Annotated in this window: 22 protein-coding genes and 1 pseudogene; 16 read left to right on the forward strand and 7 right to left on the reverse strand. The window is 45.6% G+C overall.

The genetic code is table 11. From position 1 onward, the window contains the following. Positions 1-3 precede the first annotated feature (3 nt). Positions 4-990 (forward strand): alpha/beta fold hydrolase, encoded by a 987-nt coding sequence (locus G6047_RS09470; RefSeq protein ID WP_169527371.1) that lies wholly within the window; start codon positions 4-6, stop codon positions 988-990. Here G6047_RS09470 and G6047_RS09475 read toward each other — a convergent pair. The 3 genes from G6047_RS09475 to G6047_RS09485 are packed head-to-tail and all read right to left on the reverse strand — an operon-like array spanning position 984 to position 4,132. After that, the gene (locus G6047_RS09475) at positions 984-1,289 is read right to left on the reverse strand and encodes a hypothetical protein (protein ID WP_169527372.1); all 306 of its coding nucleotides are present in this window, start codon (positions 1,287-1,289) and stop codon (positions 984-986) included. The two genes, G6047_RS09470 and G6047_RS09475, sit on opposite strands and share 7 nt — an antisense overlap. After that, positions 1,289-2,191 (reverse strand): T9SS type A sorting domain-containing protein, encoded by a 903-nt coding sequence (locus G6047_RS09480; RefSeq protein WP_169527373.1) that lies wholly within the window; start codon positions 2,189-2,191, stop codon positions 1,289-1,291. Before G6047_RS09480 ends, G6047_RS09475 begins: the two co-directional genes overlap by 1 nt. 24 nt (positions 2,192-2,215) lie before the next feature. Continuing rightward, positions 2,216-4,132, reverse strand: coding sequence for a M1 family aminopeptidase (locus G6047_RS09485; protein ID WP_169527374.1), 1,917 nt, complete (start codon positions 4,130-4,132; stop codon positions 2,216-2,218). A 162-nt stretch (positions 4,133-4,294) separates the two neighbouring features. Here G6047_RS09485 and serS point away from each other — a divergent pair, with 162 nt between their 5' ends. The 13 genes and pseudogenes from serS to G6047_RS09545 all read left to right on the forward strand — a co-directional run bounded on the left by serS (position 4,295) and on the right by G6047_RS09545 (position 14,568). After that, positions 4,295-5,566: a serine--tRNA ligase gene (serS, locus tag G6047_RS09490; protein ID WP_169527375.1), complete on the forward strand. Its 1,272-nt coding sequence runs from the start codon at positions 4,295-4,297 to the stop codon at positions 5,564-5,566. A 66-nt stretch (positions 5,567-5,632) separates the two neighbouring features. Beyond that, entirely contained in the window at positions 5,633-7,411 is a 1,779-nt protein-coding gene (locus G6047_RS09495; RefSeq protein WP_169527376.1) for a tetratricopeptide repeat protein, read from the forward strand. 115 nt (positions 7,412-7,526) lie between these two features. Continuing rightward, positions 7,527-7,847: a DUF4286 family protein gene (locus tag G6047_RS09500; protein ID WP_169527377.1), complete on the forward strand. Its 321-nt coding sequence runs from the start codon at positions 7,527-7,529 to the stop codon at positions 7,845-7,847. A 3-nt stretch (positions 7,848-7,850) separates the two neighbouring features. Further along, on the forward strand, positions 7,851-8,630 hold the full coding sequence (rsmA, locus tag G6047_RS09505; protein WP_169527564.1) for a 16S rRNA (adenine(1518)-N(6)/adenine(1519)-N(6))-dimethyltransferase RsmA: 780 nt from the start codon (positions 7,851-7,853) through the stop codon (positions 8,628-8,630). Further along, positions 8,620-9,969, forward strand: a complete 1,350-nt coding sequence (mgtE, locus tag G6047_RS09510; RefSeq protein ID WP_169527378.1) for a magnesium transporter — start codon at positions 8,620-8,622, stop codon at positions 9,967-9,969. Before rsmA ends, mgtE begins: the two co-directional genes overlap by 11 nt. 167 nt (positions 9,970-10,136) lie before the next feature. Further along, entirely contained in the window at positions 10,137-10,793 is a 657-nt protein-coding gene (locus G6047_RS09515) for a hypothetical protein (protein ID WP_169527379.1), read from the forward strand. Positions 10,794-10,823: 30 nt separating this feature from the next. After that, positions 10,824-11,759: pseudogene (locus tag G6047_RS09520) on the forward strand (2-hydroxyacid dehydrogenase); the annotation flags it as partial. Positions 11,760-11,801: 42 nt separating this feature from the next. Next, entirely contained in the window at positions 11,802-12,167 is a 366-nt protein-coding gene (locus G6047_RS16980) for a VOC family protein (protein ID WP_394352501.1), read from the forward strand. A 46-nt stretch (positions 12,168-12,213) separates the two neighbouring features. Then, a complete protein-coding gene (locus tag G6047_RS09525) occupies positions 12,214-12,552 on the forward strand; it encodes a TM2 domain-containing protein (protein WP_169527380.1) in 339 nt (112 codons plus the stop codon). A 4-nt stretch (positions 12,553-12,556) separates the two neighbouring features. Continuing rightward, the gene (locus G6047_RS09530; protein ID WP_169527381.1) at positions 12,557-12,961 is read left to right on the forward strand and encodes a DUF2752 domain-containing protein; all 405 of its coding nucleotides are present in this window, start codon (positions 12,557-12,559) and stop codon (positions 12,959-12,961) included. Beyond that, positions 12,958-13,383, forward strand: a complete 426-nt coding sequence (locus G6047_RS09535; protein ID WP_169527382.1) for a DUF4870 domain-containing protein — start codon at positions 12,958-12,960, stop codon at positions 13,381-13,383. The genes G6047_RS09530 and G6047_RS09535 overlap by 4 nt, the downstream gene beginning before the upstream one ends. After that, positions 13,380-14,171, forward strand: a complete 792-nt coding sequence (locus G6047_RS09540; RefSeq protein ID WP_169527383.1) for a M48 family metallopeptidase — start codon at positions 13,380-13,382, stop codon at positions 14,169-14,171. Before G6047_RS09535 ends, G6047_RS09540 begins: the two co-directional genes overlap by 4 nt. 7 nt (positions 14,172-14,178) lie before the next feature. Further along, on the forward strand, positions 14,179-14,568 hold the full coding sequence (locus G6047_RS09545; protein ID WP_169527384.1) for an energy transducer TonB: 390 nt from the start codon (positions 14,179-14,181) through the stop codon (positions 14,566-14,568). Positions 14,569-14,619: 51 nt separating this feature from the next. On the opposite strand, the gene G6047_RS09550 is transcribed toward G6047_RS09545, so the two are convergent. Then, the gene (locus tag G6047_RS09550) at positions 14,620-16,425 is read right to left on the reverse strand and encodes a GNAT family N-acyltransferase (protein WP_169527385.1); all 1,806 of its coding nucleotides are present in this window, start codon (positions 16,423-16,425) and stop codon (positions 14,620-14,622) included. 141 nt (positions 16,426-16,566) lie between these two features. Between G6047_RS09550 and G6047_RS09555 the strand changes: the two genes are divergently transcribed. Both G6047_RS09555 and G6047_RS09560 read left to right on the forward strand, forming a co-directional pair. Next, positions 16,567-17,328 carry an exodeoxyribonuclease III gene (locus tag G6047_RS09555; RefSeq protein WP_169527386.1) on the forward strand — a complete coding sequence of 254 codons (762 nt, stop codon included), beginning with the start codon at positions 16,567-16,569 and terminating at the stop codon, positions 17,326-17,328. A 313-nt stretch (positions 17,329-17,641) separates the two neighbouring features. Further along, positions 17,642-18,604, forward strand: coding sequence for an OmpA family protein (locus G6047_RS09560; RefSeq protein WP_169527387.1), 963 nt, complete (start codon positions 17,642-17,644; stop codon positions 18,602-18,604). A gap of 201 nt (positions 18,605-18,805) precedes the next feature. On the opposite strand, the gene G6047_RS09565 is transcribed toward G6047_RS09560, so the two are convergent. Genes G6047_RS09565 through G6047_RS09575 form a run of 3 tightly spaced genes read right to left on the reverse strand, consistent with a single transcriptional unit; the run spans position 18,806 to position 22,494 of the window. Next, positions 18,806-19,687, reverse strand: coding sequence for a cation diffusion facilitator family transporter (locus G6047_RS09565; protein WP_169527388.1), 882 nt, complete (start codon positions 19,685-19,687; stop codon positions 18,806-18,808). Next, on the reverse strand, positions 19,688-22,129 hold the full coding sequence (locus G6047_RS09570; protein WP_169527389.1) for a M20/M25/M40 family metallo-hydrolase: 2,442 nt from the start codon (positions 22,127-22,129) through the stop codon (positions 19,688-19,690). Continuing rightward, positions 22,126-22,494, reverse strand: a complete 369-nt coding sequence (locus G6047_RS09575; protein ID WP_169527390.1) for a hypothetical protein — start codon at positions 22,492-22,494, stop codon at positions 22,126-22,128. The genes G6047_RS09570 and G6047_RS09575 overlap by 4 nt, the downstream gene beginning before the upstream one ends. Positions 22,495-22,590 lie beyond the last annotated feature (96 nt).

Consider the following 22,590-nt stretch of genomic DNA (forward strand, 5'->3'; position numbering starts at 1 on the left):
ATCATGAAGTATCTGTTCTTTTTGCTGACTACACTAGCTGCTTTTGCTCAATCGGGCAAAGTCAACGGACTGCAGTTGGAGAATATCACGTATCCGTTTCCCGTATCTGAAATCACCATCGATTCACAGGGCCAGAAATTACAGATGGCCTACATGGATGCCAAACCACAAAAGGCGAACGGGAAAACCATCGTCTTACTTCACGGAAAGAATTTCGCGGGTTATTATTGGGAACAGACGGCCAAAGATTTGAACAAAGCCGGTTATCGCGTGATCATGCCGGATCAGATCGGGTTCGGGAAATCGGGCAAGCCGACGAATATCCAATACAGTTTCCAATGGCTCGCTCAAAATACCAAAGCTGTTTTAGACAAACTTAAAATTGATAAAGCGATCATTCTGGGTCATTCAATGGGCGGTATGCTGGCGACACGTTTCGCATTGATGTATCCGGAAACGACAGAGAAACTGATCCTTGAAAATCCAATCGGGCTCGAAGACTGGAAAACCGTCGTGCCGTATCCGTCGATAGATGATTGGTATGCGAACGAAATACACCAGACAGCCGAATCCATCAAGGAATACCAGCTCAAATTCTACTTTGACAACAAGTGGAAACCGGAATACGACAAAGGTGTCGAAATGCTTGCCGGCTGGACACGCAACAAGGATTATTCCATCATCGCCAAAAATTCGGCATTGACGTACGACATGATTTTCACGCAGCCGGTCGTATATGAATTCCAAAACATCCAAGCACCGACGTTGCTTATCATTGGCCAACGTGACCGCACGGCTTTAGGCAAAAGCAACGCGTCGAAGGAAGTTCAGGCCACATTAGGCAATTATCCGAAGCTTGGGAAAGAGACCCAACAAAAGATCAAAGGCTCCAGACTCGTTGAAATTGAAAATGTCGGCCATTTGCCTCATATTGAAGCGTACGAAAAATTCATTGCGCCTTTGCTCGAATTCCTAAAAGTTGGTCAATAGATTGCCCGATAAATCTCTATGGCATTTTTTACGATGACGGCAATGAAAAGCGAAGGGATCGAAACATTCAGGATCAAACCGAAGATTTTTTTGAACGTATTCGGTTCCCTGATGCCTTTGACCGAATAAACCAAGCCAATTACAGCCAGTATTGGGGAAATCAGCATTGGGAACAGAAAAAATTTTCCCGCAGAAAAATACCTGTTCAACATCAGCACTATAAAAAGAAACCACGATATCAGCAGCAATAGCAAAGCGAATATAGCATAGCTGAAACCGTGGTTTGTTTTTGAACTCATTACTGCTTCGAGAATTTTTTGGTTCCGGCAGATCCGTCTTCAAACTTCATCTGCAACACATAAGTGCCTGAAGCCAAATCTGACGTATTTATTTTATTCCCGGAAAGCAAACCAGCTTTTATCTTTTGTCCGGAAAGCGAATAAATTTCAGCTGATTGGACATTTGACGGCGCATCTATAAAAAGCTCATTCACGACCGGATTCGGATACAGGGAGATTTTATTTTCCGAAGTTACGTTGGAAACGGCCAGGTCTTCAAAGTTCAAGGTAATGATTGGCCGCGTTGTTTTGGCCTGTACCGATTCCGCCGCAAAACCGCCCGTGTAATTCAACGGTGGGTTCAACGGATCGGCATTGTCAGCTGCCTGATCGGTGCGTATCATGATGCATTTCACGGCTGGATTTGACGCTCCTTGAAGAAAAAGAATCCCGCTTCCGTCATCGCCCGGTTCGTTCGCGTCAACGGTGATCACAAGGTTGTCTGTCCCATTGTAGGCAAACGGTTGTGAAAAGGTAAATTTGACGGTGCTTCCGGTTTGTGTCAGGCTTCCGTTGGCAAGCACTTGCGTATGATCTGCGACACTGACCCAATCGGCACCGCTCGCACTGATTGTTGGTGTGTATGCCGATTTTGTCGAATGTCCGACCCAAACACTGATCATGTCATTTGAATTGGTCAGTGCGGTGGTTCCGTTGAGCTTGAATTCAATCGAGGTCAGATTTCCCGATGTATTTATTTCCGATGCCAGGTAAATCATCTGCGCCAGAGAGGAAGCATACCAGTTTGAAATAGGTGTCGACAATCCGGCGTTTGAATCGACCGCCGTACCGCTGCCTATGGTGACTTGCCCAAACGACATTCCGGTCATTATCATTGCTAAAAAGAGTAGTGCTTTTTTCATAGGTTCCGATTTTAAGATTTGTGTTTATTCCTTGATGAACTTGAATGTTCGTTGGCGCCCATCGGCAAAAACCGTCAGGAAATGCACGCCGGTACTTAGTGATGAAACATTTATCTGTGAGGTTTCCCCAACCAATAGTTCCGTTTGTCCCAAAACATTGGTAATCTTTATTCCAGAAACAGAAAAACGTTGCGGAACCGAGATGTTGATTTGGGCCGATGCCGGATTCGGATAGACCGAAATGCCACTCAATCCGTTCGCTGTGGAAATGCCTAATGTCGCCGAATTATCCAAAGCCAGGATATGTTTGTCCGGATCGAATTCCAAAGATGTCACCACGAACGGAACGGCAACGTCAAAGCCTTGTCCGTTCACCGTATTTTCAAGGACGACATCCAATTGTTGTCCGCCGGCACCAAAAACCCGCACCGGAACCGGCATTTCAAAAAACGTCACTGAGGGATGCGATTGGGTTTGGTTTACCGTAAAATGAACCATTCCCGGAGCCGTGTTATGGGCGGTGATGTCATAAGACGGATAGCCCTGGTTGTAGATCCAGTCGCTGAAGAATTCATCGAGTTCCATGCCTGAAGCCGCTTCCAAATGGGTTTTAAGATCTTCTGTCAGCGCATAACCGTACGCATGGTCCGGATCTGTCAGGTAAGCCTGAAGGCCGGCAAAGAAATTGGTGTCGCCGAGTTTCCATCGCAGCATCTCGATTGCCATGGCACCTTTATAATAGCTGAGCCGGCTGCTGAAGATACGATCGGTGTTCAGGGCTTCGGAATCAGTCATGTAAACGGATCCGCCGGGTTGGGAACAGATATAATTGATAAGCCCGTCTTTGTAATTTACGAAAGCGTCGGCCCCGTCGAAACTTTCAATGATCATGGCGGCCATATAGGTAGCAAAACCTTCGTTAAGCCAAATGTCTTTCCAGGTTCCGCACGTTACTTTATCGCCGAACCAATGATGGCCAAGTTCGTGGGCAATGAGTTCGCGGTTGAACCCGCCCATGAACGAAACGGTCTGGTGTTCCATTCCGCCGCCCCAACCGAATTGGGCATGGCCGTATTTTTCATCGGAAAACGGATACGTACCGAATGTCTGTTCATAAAAATCCATGATATCCGGCGTAATGGCGATGTTGTTTTGTGCCGAACCCAGATTTTCAGGATATACATAGTTAATGATCGGGAATTCATTCGGAGCCGTTCCCGCGTTGACCGTAAACACAGAATAATTGGTGACGGCAATCGCAACCAGATAAGCTGCAATCGGGTGGCCGTGGTGGAAATGCGTGGTTTTGTTCGTGCCTGAAACCGTCTGTTCGACTTCGAGGCCGTTGGAAACACTCACATAATCGGAAGGTGCTGTGATGTAGACATCAATCGAATCTGCCTTATCGTTCAAATCCTGTTTACAAGGCCACCAATCCTTGGCACCGAAAGGTTCCGACAATGTCCACAAAATTGGAGAACCGTTATGCGAACTCGTCGAAAATCCCTGATTGTCGAAAGGAGGCATTCCGGAATAGGTTATTTCCACTGTCGCCGAATTTCCGGTTGTAAGTGTCGATGGTAACGTGATGACGAGTTCGTCCTGGAAATTCTGTGTGAACGTCAGGTTCGTCGTGCCTTGTTTGACCGAACTTACATCGAGTGCATCGGCCAGATCAAAAATCACCTGGTTCATGTTTTCCAAAGCCGTGAATGTCGTAGTGACTTTTCCGGAGATGAAATATTCGTTCGGATCAACGGTAAATTCCAGTTTGTGGTACGTGACATCGTAATTGTACGTATCCGGATTTACCTGTACGAACAGGACTTGGGAGGCCGATCTTCTTTCTGCTTCGGCAATCCCGAAAACACCGTCGTTGTGTTTTTGGGCAGCAAGCGGCAATGCGGCAAGAAGTAAGGGCAAGAGGTATTTTTGGAACATGATAGCATTATTTTTTGGCGAATTTAATCAATATAAAGGCAGCCAATTGTTAATCTGTTGCATAGCAGCTGAAAAAAGGGCTTTGATTGCGAAATTTGGCTTGTCCGGATTGCTTGAAGCACCAAACATTTTAGCTATTTTTGCGACTTTAAAAAACACGCCATGTTACAAATCGCCTACATACGCGAGAACCAGGAAAAAGTAATTGCAGCGCTTGCCAAGCGGAATATAGATGCTAGCCAATTGGTTGCAGATGCCGTTTCGGTTGACGAAAAAAGACGCCACACACAAGTCGAACTGGACAATATCCTGTCTGAATCGAACAAACTTTCCAAAGACATTGGCGAATTGATGAAAGCCGGCGAAAAACAAAAAGCCGCCATCCTCAAGGAAAAAACGGTTTCGCTTAAAGAAAAAAGCAAGGAACTTTCAGAACAACTCGAAGTGTATGCTTCAGATTTGCTCCACAAATTATACGCAATCCCGAATGCGCCGGCGGATATCGTCCCGAACGGAAAATCTGCCGACGACAACGAAAATGTCTTCCAAAGCGGGGAAATCCCCGAATTGCATGGTGAAGCGTTGCCGCATTGGGAGCTTGTCAAAAAATACGACATCATCGACTTCGAACTGGGGGTCAAAATCACGGGTGCGGGTTTTCCGGTGTATAAAGGAAAAGGTGCGAAGTTACAACGTGCGCTCATTTCGTATTTCCTCGATAAGAATACAGATGCCGGTTACAAGGAATTCCAGGTGCCGCATTTAGTCAACGAAGCATCCGGTTACGGAACCGGACAATTGCCTGATAAGGAAGGGCAGATGTATCATGTTGGTATCGATGATTTATATTTGATTCCGACCGCAGAAGTTCCGGTGACGAATCTATATCGCGACGTGATTGTTGCTGAAAACGAACTTCCGGTTCTCATGACCGGTTATACACCGTGTTTCCGTCGTGAAGCCGGTTCTTACGGAGCACACGTTCGCGGGTTGAACCGGCTGCACCAATTCGATAAAGTCGAAATCGTCCGTATCGAAAAACCGGAAAATTCATACGCTGCCCTCGACGGAATGGTCGATCACGTAAAAAATATCCTTGACGAACTCAAATTGCCGTATCGCGTGTTGCGTCTGTGCGGAGGCGATATGGGCTTTGCATCGGCACTGACCTATGACTTCGAAGTGTTTTCTACGGCTCAGGACAGATGGCTTGAAATATCGTCTGTTTCCAACTTTGAAACGTTCCAGGCGAATCGTCTCAAATTGCGTTACCGCGACAAAGACGGGAAGAATCAATTGGCCCACACGCTCAACGGAAGTTCATTGGCCCTGCCTCGTGTGCTTGCCGGAATCCTTGAGAACTACCAGACACCGGACGGAATCGAAATTCCCGAAGTGCTGCGCCGTTACACCGGTTTCGATCGCATCGATTAATAGTTCTGCCATAATTTTCAGGGGAAAATTGTGTTATCTTGTTGAGGTTTAAAAAGTACCCCGAATATGAAGTTGGTTTTTTCATTCATCCTGTCATTTTTCTCTTTGGCTTTGTTTGCGCAGAACGAGCAATTGGCGCAGAATTATTTCGATAAAGGTGATTTTGAAAAAGCCAGACTCATCTATGAAGACCTGCTTAAGGGGCAACCTTCAAATACCGTTTATTTTCAGCGGGTCGTAGAATCAAACCAGCAGTTGCAGCAATTGGATGTAGCCGAAAAACTACTTTTGGATCGATATTCCAAATACAAACAGGCCGGTTTGCTGGTGGAGATCGGGTATAATTACCAACTCAAAAAAAACGAGGCCGAAGCCAAAAAGAAATACGAAGAAGCCATTGAACGCATCGGTACAAATGCAGGCGAAGTCTACTCCGTTGGGCCGGCTTTTGAAAAACACAGTCTTTTGGATTATGCCCTCCGTTCGTATCAACTTGCCAAAGAAAAGGAACCAAAGTTGAACTTCAATTTCCAGATGGCACTCTTATATGGCCAGCAGGGAAAGACAGATCAGATGATCAATATGTTCCTCGATGAAGCGTTTGCAAATCCACAGAATTCCATCATCATCCAAAATAGATTGTCGCGTTTCATGGCCGAGGACGGAAGTCCTGAGTTCAATGAAACGCTCAGAAAAGCATTGCTCATTCGTGCCCAAAAGGATCAGGATATTTTCTGGAACCAATACCTGAGCTGGTTTTATGTGCAACAGAAAGAATACGGGAAAGCATTCATCCAGGAAAAGGCGGTGTATCGCAGGAATCAGGAAACGTTTGCCAATATTGTCAACCTGGCACAATTAGCTGTTCAGGAAGGCGATTCAGATACGGCGAAGGAAATCTATCAGTTCGTACTTGAAAACACCCAGGATCTTGACATTCGCATTGATGCCAATTACAACCTGATGAAAATCCGGATAGCCGTTGCGACTTCAAAGGATAATGCGCTCATCGAATCGGATATGAAGAAACTGCTGGACGAATTCGGCATCAATCCGCAGACGCTTCCGTTGCAATTACTCAATGCACATTTCGCTACGTTCAACCTGTCGAATCCAGAACTCGGAAAACAGATTATCCAGGATGCATTGAAGCTGAACCTGAACAAATACCAGCAAGCCGACCTCAAAATGGAACTCGCCGATATCTATCTGTTCGAACAAAAATTCAACCAGGCATTATTGTATTATTCGCAGATAGAGGACGAGTTGAAAAACGATGCCGTCGGCCACCAAGCCAGTCTCAAAGCGGCAAAAACCAGTTATTTCAAGGGTGATTTCGATTGGGCACAGGCACAGTTCACGACGCTTAAATCGGCTTCGACACAACTAATCGCGAACGATGCACTCGAATATTACCTGCTTATAAACGACAATACGGTTGCCGATTCCACACGCGTTGCCCTGACCCAATTCGCCAAAGCCGATTACCTAATGTACCAGAATAAAGTGTCGGAAGCCAAACAGAAATTCTCTGAAATCCTGACCCAATTCAAAGGCAATGAAATCGAGGCCGTAACCGAATTGCGTTTGGGTCGCATCGATGAAAAACTGGGCGATTACAACGGCGCTTTACAACGCTACAAAAACATTCTGGATTTCCATAAGGACGGCATTTATTCAGATGAAGCGCTTTATTTTTCAGCCTGTATTTACAGTGAAAAACTAAACGATCCCGAAAAAGCCAAACCGTTGTTCGAGAAAGTCATCTTCGAGCATCAGGACAGTATTTATTTTGTCGAAGCCAGAAAGAAATACCGGACTTTAAGAGGAGATTCTAACCTTTAAGACTAAAGTCGTAATGAGTAATGATGAAGGACTGGACACCGTATTTTAAAAATTAATATCCCTCAAAGAACGCCGTTTGTCTTTTGTCATTCGTCATTCATAAAATTTCTATCACATGATCATCTACAACGTCACCATAAACATAGACGATTCGGTTCACGAACAATGGCTGAACTGGATGCAGCATAAACACATAGCTGATGTTCTGGCGACAGGCAAATTCACCGGCGCCCGAATGGTCAAAGTGCTGGTAGAAGAACAAATGGGCGGACAGACCTATTCGATCCAATATACGGCCGAGAACCACGATTTGCTCAAAAGATATTATGCCGAAGACGCACCTCGACTGCGCGAAGAAGGCATCCGGTTATTCGGGGATAAGATGCTTGCTTTCCGTACGGAGCTGGAGCATATTTCAGATCATTCAATCATCTAAATGATGGATCAGGTAAAAGCCAAAAAGCACCTCGGGCAGCACTTTTTGACCGATGAGAACATTGCACGTAAAATAGCCGAAACGTTATCTGGGGAAGGTTATGACGACATACTTGAAATCGGGCCCGGAATGGGTGTCCTGACCAAGTACCTGCTTGAAAAAGACTGGACGGTGCATGTGATTGAGATCGATACGGAATCTGTCGAATACCTGAACGGGCATTATCCGAAACTCCATGGGAAAATCGTTTCGGAAGATTTCCTCAGATATGATCTTGGAAAGACTTTCGGCGACAGGCCGTTTGCCATCATCGGGAATTTTCCCTACAATATTTCATCCCAGATCGTATTCCGGATGCTCGACATTCGTGAACAAGTGCCCGAATTCTCAGGTATGTTCCAAAAGGAAGTAGCCGAACGGATCTGTGAGAAAAAAGGCAGCAAAACCTATGGAATCCTTTCGGTTCTGGTTCAGGCATTCTACAAAGCCGAGTATTTGTTTACCGTAAGCGAACAGGTTTTCAATCCGCCGCCAAAAGTCAAATCGGGCGTGCTTCGTTTGACCAGAAAGACTGATTTTGAATTGCCTTGCGACGAAAAACTGTTCTTCAAAGTCGTAAAAGCGGCATTCCAGCAAAGACGAAAAACAATCCGTAACAGTTTAAAAACCTTCGGACTCAGTGATAAGTTGCGTGAAGATACTATCTTTGACCTGCGTCCGGAACAGCTGGACGTGGCCCAATTCATAGATTTGACCCAAAAAATCCAGGCCGATGGAGTTTAAAATCAGCAAGCAACTTATAGCGGAAATCGAGCAGCTTATCGAAAGCGGCCAGGACGGGCAACTCGAAACCCTGCTCAATGATTTGCACCACGCTGATATTGCGGAGATTCTCGATGAGCTCGATGTAGCCGACGCGACCTACATCTTCAAAATTCTCGATACCGACAAAACGGCCGAAATACTGCTTGAACTCGACGAGGAAACGCGCGAGGATATCCTGGAGCAGCTTTCGCCAAAGGAAATCGCAGAAGAACTTGACGCGCTTGACACGAACGATGCGGTGGACATTATCTCCGAACTTCCGCAAAGTATCAAAGAGGAAGTAATCCTTGAACTACAGGACGTCGAACATGCCAAGGATATCGTTGAACTTTTGCGTTACGACGAACATACGGCCGGTGGTTTGATGCATAAAGAGCTCGTGAAAGTCAATGAGAACTGGAACGTGCTGACTTGCGTAAAGGAAATGCGCATCCAGGCCGAAAATGTCACACGCGTGCATTCGATTTATGTGGTAGATGATGAAGACCGTTTGAAAGGTCGTCTGTCACTCAAAGATTTGTTGACTACATCTACAAAAACCGCAATCGGCGATATCTACATCCGGAAACTCAATTCGGTCAAGATCGATACGGAGGACGTTGAAGTTGCCCGAATCATGCAGAAGTACGATTTGGAAGCGATTCCCGTAGTCGATGAAATGGGAATTCTCGTGGGTCGTATCACTATTGATGACATCGTGGACGTAATCAAGGATGAAGCCGATAAAGATTACCAGTTGGCGGCGGGTATCACCCAGGACGTCGAAGTAGGCGACAGCGTCCTCGAGATGACAAAGGCGCGTTTGCCATGGCTTTTGATTGGCATGGTCATCGAACTGATCGCCTCTGTCGTGCTCAAAGACAATGAAACCGCGTTCAAAAAATACGAGACACTTATCCTTTTTATTCCGTTGTTGTCTGCAACGGCCGGAAACATTGGTGTTCAGGCTTCGGCTATCGTGGTTCAGGGATTGGCAAACGGAAGCGTGAAGGAATTCAACCGCAATTATTTCAGCAAAGAAGTAACCGTCTCGATGATTTCAGGAATCATCATCTCACTTTTGCTGCTTGCTTATCACAGCTTTATGTTCGGGGAATATATGGTTGGGATAGCGATTTCCATTTCGATGATCTCCGTCATTATGATTGCGGCGACATTGGGCACTTTGGTTCCGCTGATCCTGAATAAATACAAGATCGATCCGGCCATCGCGACCGGCCCGTTCGTAACCACGACCAATGATGTGGTGGGAATCATGCTTTACTTTTTTATAGCCCGGACGATTTTGAGCGTCTGATACAATCACCTCAAAAAATCGACAGCCCATCGACGTTTTTGCCTGTTTAGGTTAATACTATGTGAATTCGTTTTTAAAAATCCCACACCCATTTTACTTTTACGCCCGAAGCAGCTCGGTAAACCAACTTTTTTTACCTTGCAACTTCCTGAAATTTCGATTCATAGATGAAAAAATTGCTTCTGCTCGTGTTGCTTCCGTTTTACATGACGGTTTCCGCCCAATTCGATACAGGCAATAATTCGTTGAATCTTCCCCCTATCACAAATACGCCTCCGGTTTCGGCATCTGTTCCGCTGCCGGAAACGCCAAAGGCAGATCCGCGGGATGTACCGCCTTCTATTTTCGGTGCGCCGTCCGAAAGCAAATCGCTAGTCATTGAAAACGATAATGCGTTCACTTCCAAAAAACCGGAATTCGTCAATCCGGGCGATGCCGTTGCCAAAAAGCTCAACAAGCGAGGCGATGGCGAATTGTATAAAGTGTTGCGACAGAACCAGTATTTAGGCGATTTCAAGACGACTTCCGGTACGGTTTCGGTTTCGTATCGCGACCATGAATTCGTAGACGGAGACATGATTCGGGTTTGGGTCAACGATCACGTTTTCCGTGAAGTCATTTATCTCGACGGCGCTTTCCAGGGTTTTGATCTGGTGCTGCAGCCGGGCTTCAACAAAATAGATTTCGAAGCGCTGAACCAGGGAACTTCCGGCCCGAATACAGCCGAATTCCGCGTCATAGACGAAAAAGGCAAACTCATTTCCTCAAACAGATGGGATTTGGCGACCGGATTCAAAGCGACAATCATTGTCGTAAAAGAATAGCTTAGTACCTTTGGGAAAACGCATCACGTGATTCCTTCCAAAGTTCTTCATCTCGACAACAACCATCCTGTTTTACTGGAACAACTGGCCGCGGCCGGATTTGAAAACAATGAAGATTATTCGTCTTCGAAACAGGAAATCGAGGCTAAAATCCACCAGTACCAAGGCATTGTCATCCGCAGCCGGTTCAAGATAGACCGCGAATTCATCGACAAAGCCGTTAACCTCAAATTTATCGCACGAGTCGGTGCCGGATTGGAAAGCATCGATATCGATTATGCCGAATCCAAAGGCATCGCATTGATCGCGGCGCCAGAAGGTAACCGGAATGCCGTCGGCGAACATTCGCTGGCTATGTTGCTGTCGTTGTTCAACAAACTCAATATGGCAGATCGTGAAATACGTTCCGGTCATTGGAACCGCGAAAAGAACCGTGGCCTGGAACTCGACGGAAAAACGATCGGTATCATCGGTTACGGCAATATGGGAAAATCGTTCGCCAAAAAACTGCGTGGGTTCGATGTCGAGGTATTGTGTTACGATATCCTTCCGAATGTGGGCGATGCCAATGCGAAACAAGTCTCATTCGAAGAACTTCAATCGAAAGCCGATGTATTGAGCCTTCATATTCCGTGGACGCCGCAAACCGATAAAATGGTAGATTCGGCTTTTATAACCGGTTTTGCCAAACCGTTTTGGCTCATTAATACATCACGTGGAAAAAATGTAGTGACCGCTGATTTGGTTGCTGCACTCGAATCTGGAAAAATCCTGGGAGCAGGCCTCGATGTACTCGAATATGAAAAGCTGTCTTTTGAAAGTTTGTTTTCAGATGACATGCCTGATGCGATGAAGTATTTGATTCAGTCTGATAAAGTGATCCTGTCGCCACATATTGCGGGCTGGACGGTCGAAAGCAAAGAACGGCTCGCGCAAGTCATCGTCGATAAGATCAAGGCACTTTTCTTTGGCCCATCGGAACAACCTGAACCCAAGCGTGTAACCGGAATTGGAGGTTTTTTCTTCAAATCAAAAAATCCCGATGCACTCAAAGACTGGTATCACAAACATTTGGGATTGGCGACAGATGCGTACGGATGTACCTTTTGGTGGAAAGATGCGGCCGGTAACGATTGTTCAACCCAATGGTCCGCATTTAAAGAAGACACAACCTATTTAGAGCCTTCCCAAAAACAGTTCATGCAGAATTTCCGCGTTGAAAATCTCGATTACTTAGTTGAAAAATTGTGGGAAGAAGGTGTTGAGGTACTAGGCGAAATCCAACGATTCGATTACGGGAATTTTGGTTGGATCATGGATCCGGAAGGCAATAAAATAGAATTATGGCAACCGATTGATTCGGCGTTTTTGTAAAAGTCATATATTAGGCGCATTAATCAACCTTTACCAAATAAATAAAATGGAAGCACAAAAAGTAGACATGTTCCTTATGATGAACAGCAAGTTTTTTGAAGGACATCAATTAGGACACGTTCGTGAAAAACTATCTGATCTTGACGATTCAAAAAGTACGCTGGTACAAAGCCTTCAATTCAAAGACCCAACAACGGTTCTGATTATTTCATTACTTGCCGGCGGATTGGGTATCGATCGTTTTTACATTGGAGACACCGGTCTTGGAATTGCAAAATTGCTTACGTGCGGCGGACTCGGAATCTGGTCTATCATTGACTGGTTCCTGATCATGGGCGCGGCTCGCGAGAAAAATTTCGAGACATTCCAACAATCAATCTATTAATTGAATGACACCGGGCAAGTTATATTCGATAGTCGGATTGACTTGTCTGGCGGGATATTCCTGGCTGGCATTTGCTGAATTTTCACCGGAACTTTCGGGTTTCGGAATCTGTTTATTCAAGCATGTAGTGGGAATTCCATGTCCTTCCTGTGGCGTTACGCGTGCGGTTCAGTTGCTTTTGCAGGGAAACGTACGCGATTCGCTGCTTATGAATCCGTTGGGAATACTCGTGGCACTGCTGGCTTTGGCCACTCCCATTTGGATTGTCCTTGATTTATTACGACGCAAACAAACATTTTTCCGGTTTTACCAAAAAACCGAAAGCATAATCCGGCGACCGACTGTGGCGACAATTTTCATATTGCTCGTCTTGACTAACTGGTTCTGGGGAATTTCAAAAGGGTTATGACCACAACATTTCCATATAAGCCTTTCGAGCATGAATGCGAAAAGGCATCCAACAGTTACCTCATGTCGCTTGTGGCTATAGTGGCAGGTTTACCCATGCCGATTGTCAACGTTATCGCGACATTTTTTTACTGGGTCGCCAATCGCAAATCGACCTTCTTTGTGCGCTGGCATTGCACGCAGGCATTAATTTCACAAATCGCATTGATGCCGTTCAACAGCGTCTTGTTCTGGTGGACCATTTCGCTTATCATGGGCGAGGAAACCATCTCAAACGAATATTTTGCCTATTTGTTTACGCTGCTTCTTTTCAATGCGGTCGAATTCGGGTCGACGATCTACTGTGCCGTCCAGACCCGCAAAGGAAAACATGTCGAACTGTGGTTTGTGGGCGGAATCACCAATATGATCTGTACGAAATGAAAGCGCAAAAAACCATATTCCAGGGATTGCTATTCTTTGCCATTGGTGTCGCACTGTGGTTCGGATTGTCCCAGTTCGATTTTATGTCGCTGTTTTCTGTCACCGAAAACAAAGGCAAGACCGAAGAGAAACTTGGCGAATTGATCTGGGAATCGATTGAAAAAACCGAGACCATCATCCACGATGATTCCGTCGTAAAACCGATGGACAAATTGTTCACCCATATCTGCAAAGCCAACGACATCAATCCCAAAAGCATCAAAGTGCACATTGTGGAAAAAGACGAAATCAATGCGTTTGCACTTCCTGCCGGACATTTGATTGTCTATACCGGATTGTTACAGGATTGCAACAACGAATCGGAACTCGCGGGCGTAATCGGTCACGAAATCGCGCATATCGAGAAAGACCACGTGATGAAAAAGCTCGTCAAGGAGTTAGGACTTGCCGTAATTGTCTCCATGACCACAGGCGGAAAAGGCGGCGGCATGGTTCACGAAGCCTTAAAAACATTGTCATCAAGCGCGTATGACCGTTCGCTCGAATCTGAAGCCGATATGACATCTGTCGACTACCTCGAAAAAGCAAACCTCAATCCGGCCAAATTCGCCGATTTCATGTACAACATGTCGCGCCAGACCAACTTGCCGAACGCCGTCTATTACATCAGCACGCATCCGGAATCAGAAGAACGCGCATTGGCCATCCTGGATAAAATCAAAGGCGAAAAATTCAAGGTGAAGAAAATTCTGACCGATACCGAATGGAAATCGTTAACCAATCCGTAAATCAGAAATGAAGAAATTTCTTGTCATTTGTTTCACCGCTTTTTCATTCTGTGCCTATTCCCAGCAAAAAGTGGTTATGGACAGTATCTATAATGCCCAGGATGTAGATATCAAACCTGAATTCAAGGACGGCACCATAAATTTCTACAAATTCGTGGGTAAGAACTTCAGGACTCCGGAAGAAGATAAAGCACAGGGAAAAGTCGTATTGGATTTCATTGTAGAATCTGACGGGGCAATCTCTGATATAAAGGTTACAGACGGTGTGGGTTACGGAGCTGGAGAGGAGGCGGTACGTGTCATGAAACTTTCACCGCCATGGATTCCGGCCATGAAAAATGGAAAACCCGTACGCTGCCGATTCAAAATGCCCATAACAATCCAGCACGGTGATTGATCCCGGATGCCGTCTGGGATAATCAGGCAACAGTTTTTAAAAAGCTGGAAATTAAAGTTGACCCTTCTTTAAAAGTTTCTTCTCAAGTTCTGCCTGGAATTCTTCGATTACCGGTTTCACGGTAGAATCGGGTAAATCTGCAATTCGTATGTACATCAATCCATCGACGGAATTGTTGAACAACGGATCTACGTTAAACGCGACCACTTTCGCATTCTGCTTGATATACTTTTTGATCAAAACGGGCAGACGCAAATTCCCCGGTTCGACCTCATCGATGATCTTGTCGAATTTATTGAGGTCGGCTTCGGCTTCATTGAAAACAAAATCCTTATCGGCATCTTTGAGTTTGACGCGGAATTCCTTTTTAGGCGTGATGTACTGCGCCACATATGGATCATAGTAATGCGACTTCATGAACTCGATCATCAACGATTTGGAAAAATCGGAGAATTGGTTCGATATGCTTACGCCGCCAATCAGCACTTTGTGATCCGGATAACGAAGTGTCAGATGCACAATGCCTTTCCATAACAGAAACAGCGGCATAGGTTTTTGCTGGTAATCGCGAATGATGAACGCACGGCCCATTTCAATCGACTGGCTCATCATGGGGAATAATTCCGGCTCGAATTTAAACAGTTCGTGCAGGTAAAAGCCTTCTATGCCGTACTTGGGATAAATTTCCGTTCCCATTCCCATTCTGTAGGCGCCGGCGATGAGCTTGGCATCGTCATCCCACAAAAACATATGGTGATAGTACTTGTCGTATTTGTCGAGGTCGATGGAATTGTTGGTGCCTTCTCCTACTTCGCGGAACGTAATCTCGCGCAGACGTCCTATTTCGTGGAGTATATTCGGGATTTTCTCGGCTTCGGTAAAAAAGATCTCGTAATTTTTGGAATGCGTGATGCGACTGTCTGTGTTGCGCAGCATTTCCACTTCGTCAAGCAATTGCTGCTGGTTGGCTGGGCGCACGATTTCCTGAGGGCTTTTCTGTTGCAGCTTCATGGTTTGGTTCTGCAGAAAGTTTCCTTCTTTCTCGAACGCATTGGCCAGCATATACGTTTTGGTCCTCAAAAATGTAGAATAATCTTCGATGGATTCGTATTCGTTCTGTTCCGAAACAGGGATAGGTTTTCCAATACGGACTTTGATCACGCGCTTCTTTTGCGTAAGTAGTTCCGATGGCAATTTCGCAGTCCGCAACGTATCGCTTATTTTGGAAAGCAGGTAAAAAAACCGGCTGTTCTTGGCATGGAAATAAATCGGGACAACAGGAACCTGTGCCTTTCGGATCACTTTTATGGCGCCTTCTTCCCACGGTTTGTCCACCATGAGCTTGCCGTCTTTATACGTAGAGACTTCACCGGCCGGGAACATACCCAGCGGTTTTCCGTCGCTCAAATGCCGCAAGGTTTCCTTGATGCCAATCACACTCGATTTCCCTTTGTGGTTTTCAAACGGATTTACCGGCATGATGAACGGCTTCAACGGTTCGATCCGATGCAAAAGGAAGTTGGCGATGATGCGGAAATCCGGTTCGCGATCGAGCATCAGCTTTAAAAGCAGGATTCCGTCCACGCCTCCGAGCGGGTGGTTTGAAATGGTGATATACGGACCGTCTTTCGGCAGTCGTTTGAGGTCTTCCTCCGGTATTTCAAATTTGATCTGGAATTCGCCTATTACGGAGTTGAGGAACTGCATTCCATCTTCTTCCTTGTGGCGCGCATAGATTTTGTTCAGGGTCGATATTTTAAGCGCCTTCATCAGCAACCACGCCGCGAAAGTCCCAAAAACACCGTATTTCTCCGCATTGATTGCCTTGGCAACCTCTTTTGCAGTGACAAGCCCCATTGAATTTTGTTTGATGGCAAAGATAACAAAATAACTAAGGTGTCAGGGAAACCCTCAGGCTTGTGCGTAACTTTTTAGGATTAGTTCGGTGATATTTTATTTACTTTATCATCTGCAATAAAATCCGCAACAAAAACTGCAATGAAGGTCATTTCCTATAACGTCAACGGCATCCGCGCCGCTATTTCAAAAGGGTTTTTATCATGGCTCGTATCGGCAGATCCGGATGTCATCTGCCTGCAGGAAATAAAAGCGATGGAAGACCAGATTCCCAAAGTCGACATCGAAATGGCCGGTTATCCGTACCAATATTATTTTCCGGCCCAAAAGAAAGGCTATTCCGGTGTTGCGATTCTATGCAAAAAGGAGCCGAAAAACGTCGCTTACGGAACCGGAATTCCATATATGGATGACGAAGGAAGGACGCTTCGGGTTGACTTTGAAGACGTTTCCATCATGAGCCTCTATCTTCCGTCAGGAACCAACATCGCGCGTCTCGATCACAAATTCCAGTTTATGGATGATTTCCACGATTATATTGCAAAACTGCGTCAGGAAATCCCGAATCTCATCATTGGCGGCGATTACAACATCTGCCATCAGGCCATCGACATTCACGATCCAATCCGCAACGCCAATGTTTCGGGGTTTTTGCCGCGCGAACGCGAATGGCTTGGGATGTTCATGGAAAGCGGCCTTATCGATTCGTTCCGCCATTTCAATAAAGACCCGCATCAATACACGTGGTGGACGTATCGTGCCGGCGCAAGAGGCAATAACAAAGGCTGGCGTCTCGATTATTTATTGGTGTCGAGGCAAATGGAGAATCGGCTCAAACGAGCGGTTATTTTGAATGAGGCGTACCATTCAGATCATTGTCCGGTATTGGTGGAGATTGATTAATGTTGATTTGTTTATCTGTCGATTTGGGAGTCCGGATTCAATCAACAAAAAACAATTTGTGGAAATCGAGTGAATAACTTTTTCCCGTCTTCAGGCAAGGCCGGCTTATCTTTTCTATTTTTCGCCTGAATTTTTCTGGAGCTATTTCCGGCTGTCCGCTATTAGCTTTCTCGAAAAACCTGGTAATTGCTCAATTTCTTCGGGGCTTCCGTTGGTCGCCCTCACAAATTTGCAATTGCAAAGGTTTTTCTTCAAAAGGCTAGCCGCTTGCATCCGGGCTAAAACCATCTTCGGAACAACCAAAACGAACAACATGATAAAGAGAATCTCATTGGTACTTTTGATTGCAGGCCTTTCAACCGGCTGCGTTTCCAAAAAACTGTACACCGAACTCGAGGACAAATACGCGACCCTCAAAAAAGACAACCGCAAACTATCCGATAAAAACTCCGAACTCGAAAAGGCCAAAAATCAACTTGATGCCGATTATGCCAAACTACAGGACGAACTCGCCAAGACCAAATCCCAACGCGACAAGCTTCAGGGCGACCTTACCGCATCGACAAACAACCTAAACAACCTGCAATCTTCTTATGACGCGCTCGAAAAAAACAGCAGCGCCGAATTGCAATCGAACCTCAAAAAGAACCGCGATTTGCTCGATAAGCTTGAAGCCAAAGAGAAAGCACTTGCTGCAGAACAGGAACGCCTGAACAAACTAAAAGCAGATTTGCAATCTAATTCCGCACGCCTTGCCGAACTCGAAAACATGATGGCGCAAAAAGACGCGGCCATGAAAAAGCTCAAGGAAACGCTTTCAAAAGCACTCAACAGCTTTGAGGGAAAAGGGCTTACGGTGGAGCAAAAGAATGGAAAAGTCTATGTTTCCATGGAAAACAAATTATTGTTCAGTTCCGGAAGCTGGGCCGTTGGGACAGAAGGCCGCCGCGCTGTGGTTGAAGTCGCAAAAGTTCTCGGCGACAATCCGGATATTACGGTTTTGATAGAAGGACACACCGATGACGTTCCGTACGGAGGTTCAGGCCCGATTGCAGATAACTGGGATCTTTCAACCAAAAGAGCTACTGCAATCGTAAACATCATCGCGGAAAACAAAAAAGTCAATAAGCAAAATCTTACCGCAGCGGGACGAAGCGAATATGCGCCCATTGCATCAAATGACAATCCGGAGGGTAAATCGAAGAACCGTCGCATCGAAATAATCCTCACGCCAAAACTCGATGAGATTTCAAAGATGCTCAACGATATAAACTAAAAGAAAAGCCCTCAAATCTGAAAAGCCCCCAAAAACGTTAGACACTATTGGGGGCTTTTTGTAAAAGAGAGTTGAAACTTTCCGGTTTGGATTGACTTCGCAAGTTTGGCATGGGCCTCGTGTAAGATGGAAGTGGTTAGCCCGAAGGAGGTTCGTTATCCGGTTCCTTTTTAAACGAGATTCCAACCGCCGAAAAACAATTTATGATTGTTGTAAATGATCCGGCTCCACATGGATCAGAACGTCGTGAATCTCCGGAATTTCATGTTGCAACGTATCCTTTAAATGGTGGGCGATATCGTGGCCTTGGGTAACCGAAATAGTTCCGTCTACGGTTAGATGCAGATCTACGAGATACATCATTCCCGCTTTACGCACATGGCATTTTTCAGTATCGATGACACCCGGAACGGTTTGGGCGACTTGCCTGATCTTGATCACCATGTCATCGTACACATGCTCGTCAAGGATTTCGCCGAGTGCCGGCCGGAAAATAAGCCAAGCGTTGTAAATGATAAAGCCGGAAGCGAGCAATGCGGCCCAGTCATCGGCGGTTTCATAACCCGGGCCCATGAACAATGCAATCGAAATTCCTATGAAAGCCATGAGTGAAGTGATGGCATCGCTGCGGTGGTGCCAGGCATCGGCTTTTAAGGAAGTGCTGTTTACATCGTCGCTTTTTTTGGAAACGATACGGTAGAAAATTTCCTTTATGGCTATGATAACCGCCAAAATGATGAGAGTATACGCCTCGGGGATTTTATGGGGCGTCTGGATGTGCTGAATGCTTTCATACGCGATGACAGTAGCAGAAATCACCAGAAATCCGACGACGGCAAAGGTGACCAATGCTTCCGCTTTTCCGTGACCGTATGGGTGGTTTTCATCTGGCGGGCGCGTGGAATATTTGAGTCCGAACAAAACCAACACGGTGGCAAAAACATCCGCAGTAGATTCGATGGCATCGGCAATCAACGCATAGGAATTCCCAAAATATCCGGCGATTCCTTTTGTCAGTGCAAGGCCGATATTCCCAAAAAGACTAAAAAAAGTGGTCCGTATGGCCTGTTCGCTTTTTTCCATTTATTGTATCGATGTACTTTCGGGTGTCGGTGAACCGACTGGTTTTGTGATGGTTTCGTTTTCCATATCGGCATCGGGAATGGTATCGTTTGCCTGGGTCTGGATTACAAAATTACGCTTTACGGCCCGTACATCTGAAATGGTTCTGGTATTTGTGATTTTTTTGCGGATCAGGATGGCATCGGTCAACACGAATGGTTTGGGCATCATCCAGTTGGCACGTTTTCGCATGGAGAAAGCCGGATGCTTCATTAAATCGAACGACGCTTCGAGCAATTCCATATCGAGGACGGCAGTTTTAAGCGTGCTGAATTGCAACACGAGCGGTTCGTTATCCACGACATAATAACTGAGTAGTTTACGGTCGTCACGTTTATACAGACTTCCCGTTTGGGAAGAATTTGCAACTCCGTTCGCTTTCAGGTTATAGATGTTGGCTTTTACGGATGCAAAAATATCGTAACGATTGACCGGCCTTTTCGGGGTAATCCGTATTGTCAGATGGCGGTATTTCCCGATGACGGTATCACGTTCAAAAGTAACTTCCGGTTCGCTCAGTTCACGGTTCATCGCTTCGGTTTCATACGTGAATTTTGTGTTGTATTTACTGAAAAGCGGAAGTGTATTTATTTGTGATGCTTGTTTCGGATCAGATCCCAAATAGGTTTTGGACCATTCGTCGAGGGTATTGTCATACGTTGCCCAATACGATTGATCTTTTTCGGCATCATATAAAAAAACCAGGCTGTTCGGTTTTGCTTCACCTTGGCTGAATCCAGATTTGAAGTGCGCTGTTATCAAAAGCCCCACGGAAACACATAATAGAAGTATTGCGGAGACTGGCTTGAATTTGAATTGTCCGAAAAGAGGCAACAACAATCCGAAACCAAGTGTCAGCAATACTGCCGATCCGGCCAGGAGTTTAAGTCCGAGGCCAATCGGGAACATAACCAGGAACGGAAACACAATGAGTACTATGGGAACCGAAAGTATGGAAAACAAAACGATCGAAAACCGTTGGGTCAGCATATAATAGCCGAACATAAAAATAGCCGCGAAGACCGGGATGATAAGAAAGCCGGCTCCCGGCAGATATAATGCGATTCCAAGATTGATCAAAAGCCAGATAACTAAAGGAGCGACTACATAATCACCGGATTGGGATTCCGGTTGGTTCCGCGAATAGAAAAGCAGGCAGATTCCAAGAGCCAGCACTAAAAATGCGGCTATGTAATAATGTCCGTTGTAGGTAAAACCCTGGAGTATTTCTGAATATTCGGGATACAGCAATAGCAGGCCTTTCCATGATAAAAAGACAACAACTCCTGTGGTTGCCACTGTCGTCAGGAACAAAACAAAACCCTTTCCGATTCCTTTGAGATGCAATACCCGTTTGCCCAGACCTATGAAAACAAAGAATGCGAACACGAAGGCCGCAATTCCCAACAGCACGAAGTTCCATGAAAACGGATAGTGGATAAAGGCGAACGGCGTATTGAAATAGATCTGGTCGTTATCCGAATTTAAACGGTTAAGATCGGCATTCGCGAAATGGCTTAACAACGGAACAAGGTAATCGCCCTGATGCTTAAGTGTCTGTTTGCTCAGATGATCGATGTCATCCTGAGCGGTGTGGTAATTGAAATGAGAGTCGATGAAGGCGAAGTTGAATCCCTGTATTTTTCCTTTTTCACGAAAGACTGTCAAATCTGTATCGTTCGGCAACATTTTATAGATGCTGTACATCAAGGAATTACTGATGGGTTTCGACACATCGGCATCGGCAAAAGCATCGACCATTTGCGAGTTTCCGGAATTGACTTCCATCAGCATATAACCCGGACCGGAAGTTCCGCGCGCCTCAAAGTTCAATACGACACCGATATCTTTTGCCCAGTTACTTTTTTCGACAAAAAGGGCGGCTCCGTTCAATCCGAGTTCTTCCGCATCGGTGAACAGGATGATGATATCGTTTTTATGGGCGGTTTTGTTGTGCAGATAACAGCGGATGCTTTCGAGGATCACAGCCACGCCAGATGCATCGTCCGAAGCTCCTTTTGAATACGAATGAGGCGCACTGTCATAGTGGGAAAGTAGCAACAGCGCTTTTCCTGAGCCAGAACCTTTTATTCGCGCCATTATATTTTTGGACTTCACCAGATTACCCCATTCTGTCAACGTAAATCCTTCCTGAGATTGTACTTCCAGTCCAATTTGGCGCAACTCTTTCTCGAGATATGAAGCAACCTGCCCATGCTCTTTCGACCCGACAAAATGAGCCGATTGGGATATTTTGGTAACGTGGTCCAATGTTCTTGCCGTTGAGAATTCAGATAACGGAACAGGCCCCGATGATTCCCCCGGAAGCTGTGAAAAGTAGGACCAGCAAAGTACCAGGATGAGGAAAAACGCAGAAACGGTTGAGGCAAATTTTTTATTCATTCCTGTAATTTATTACGCTTGGGAACTTCCTTCCGAATCAGCACATATGACCCGTTTGATAAAGGAAAATAACCCTGATCATAAAGATAAAAAGTAATGCCATGGGAGGAATGCATGGCCTGGGTAAAAAAATCGAAATCAAAACCTTTGGAAATCAGCTTCTTTTTTGAGGCAGTCACTTTTTGTCCGGTATTAAGTTCAGAAAGGATCTTGTAATTCCGGCGCAAACGGCTGTTTATCTGTCGGATATTCCGATCTCTTTGTTTATTGATACTGTTATTGTATGCGCTGCGGCAACCGTCACAGCAGAATTTTTTGTCGACGCGGCCAACAATGGCATCGCCGCACCTTACACAGGTTTTCATGGCGTTTCAATTTAGGTTTTATGGCTTATATATATGGTTCGCTGTCAGGCAAAACCTTTCAAATATAGTGATTCTGATGTTGCATTCGATTGCCCG

This window comes from Flavobacterium silvaticum, assembly GCF_012911565.1.
Lineage (GTDB): Bacteria > Bacteroidota > Bacteroidia > Flavobacteriales > Flavobacteriaceae > Flavobacterium > Flavobacterium silvaticum.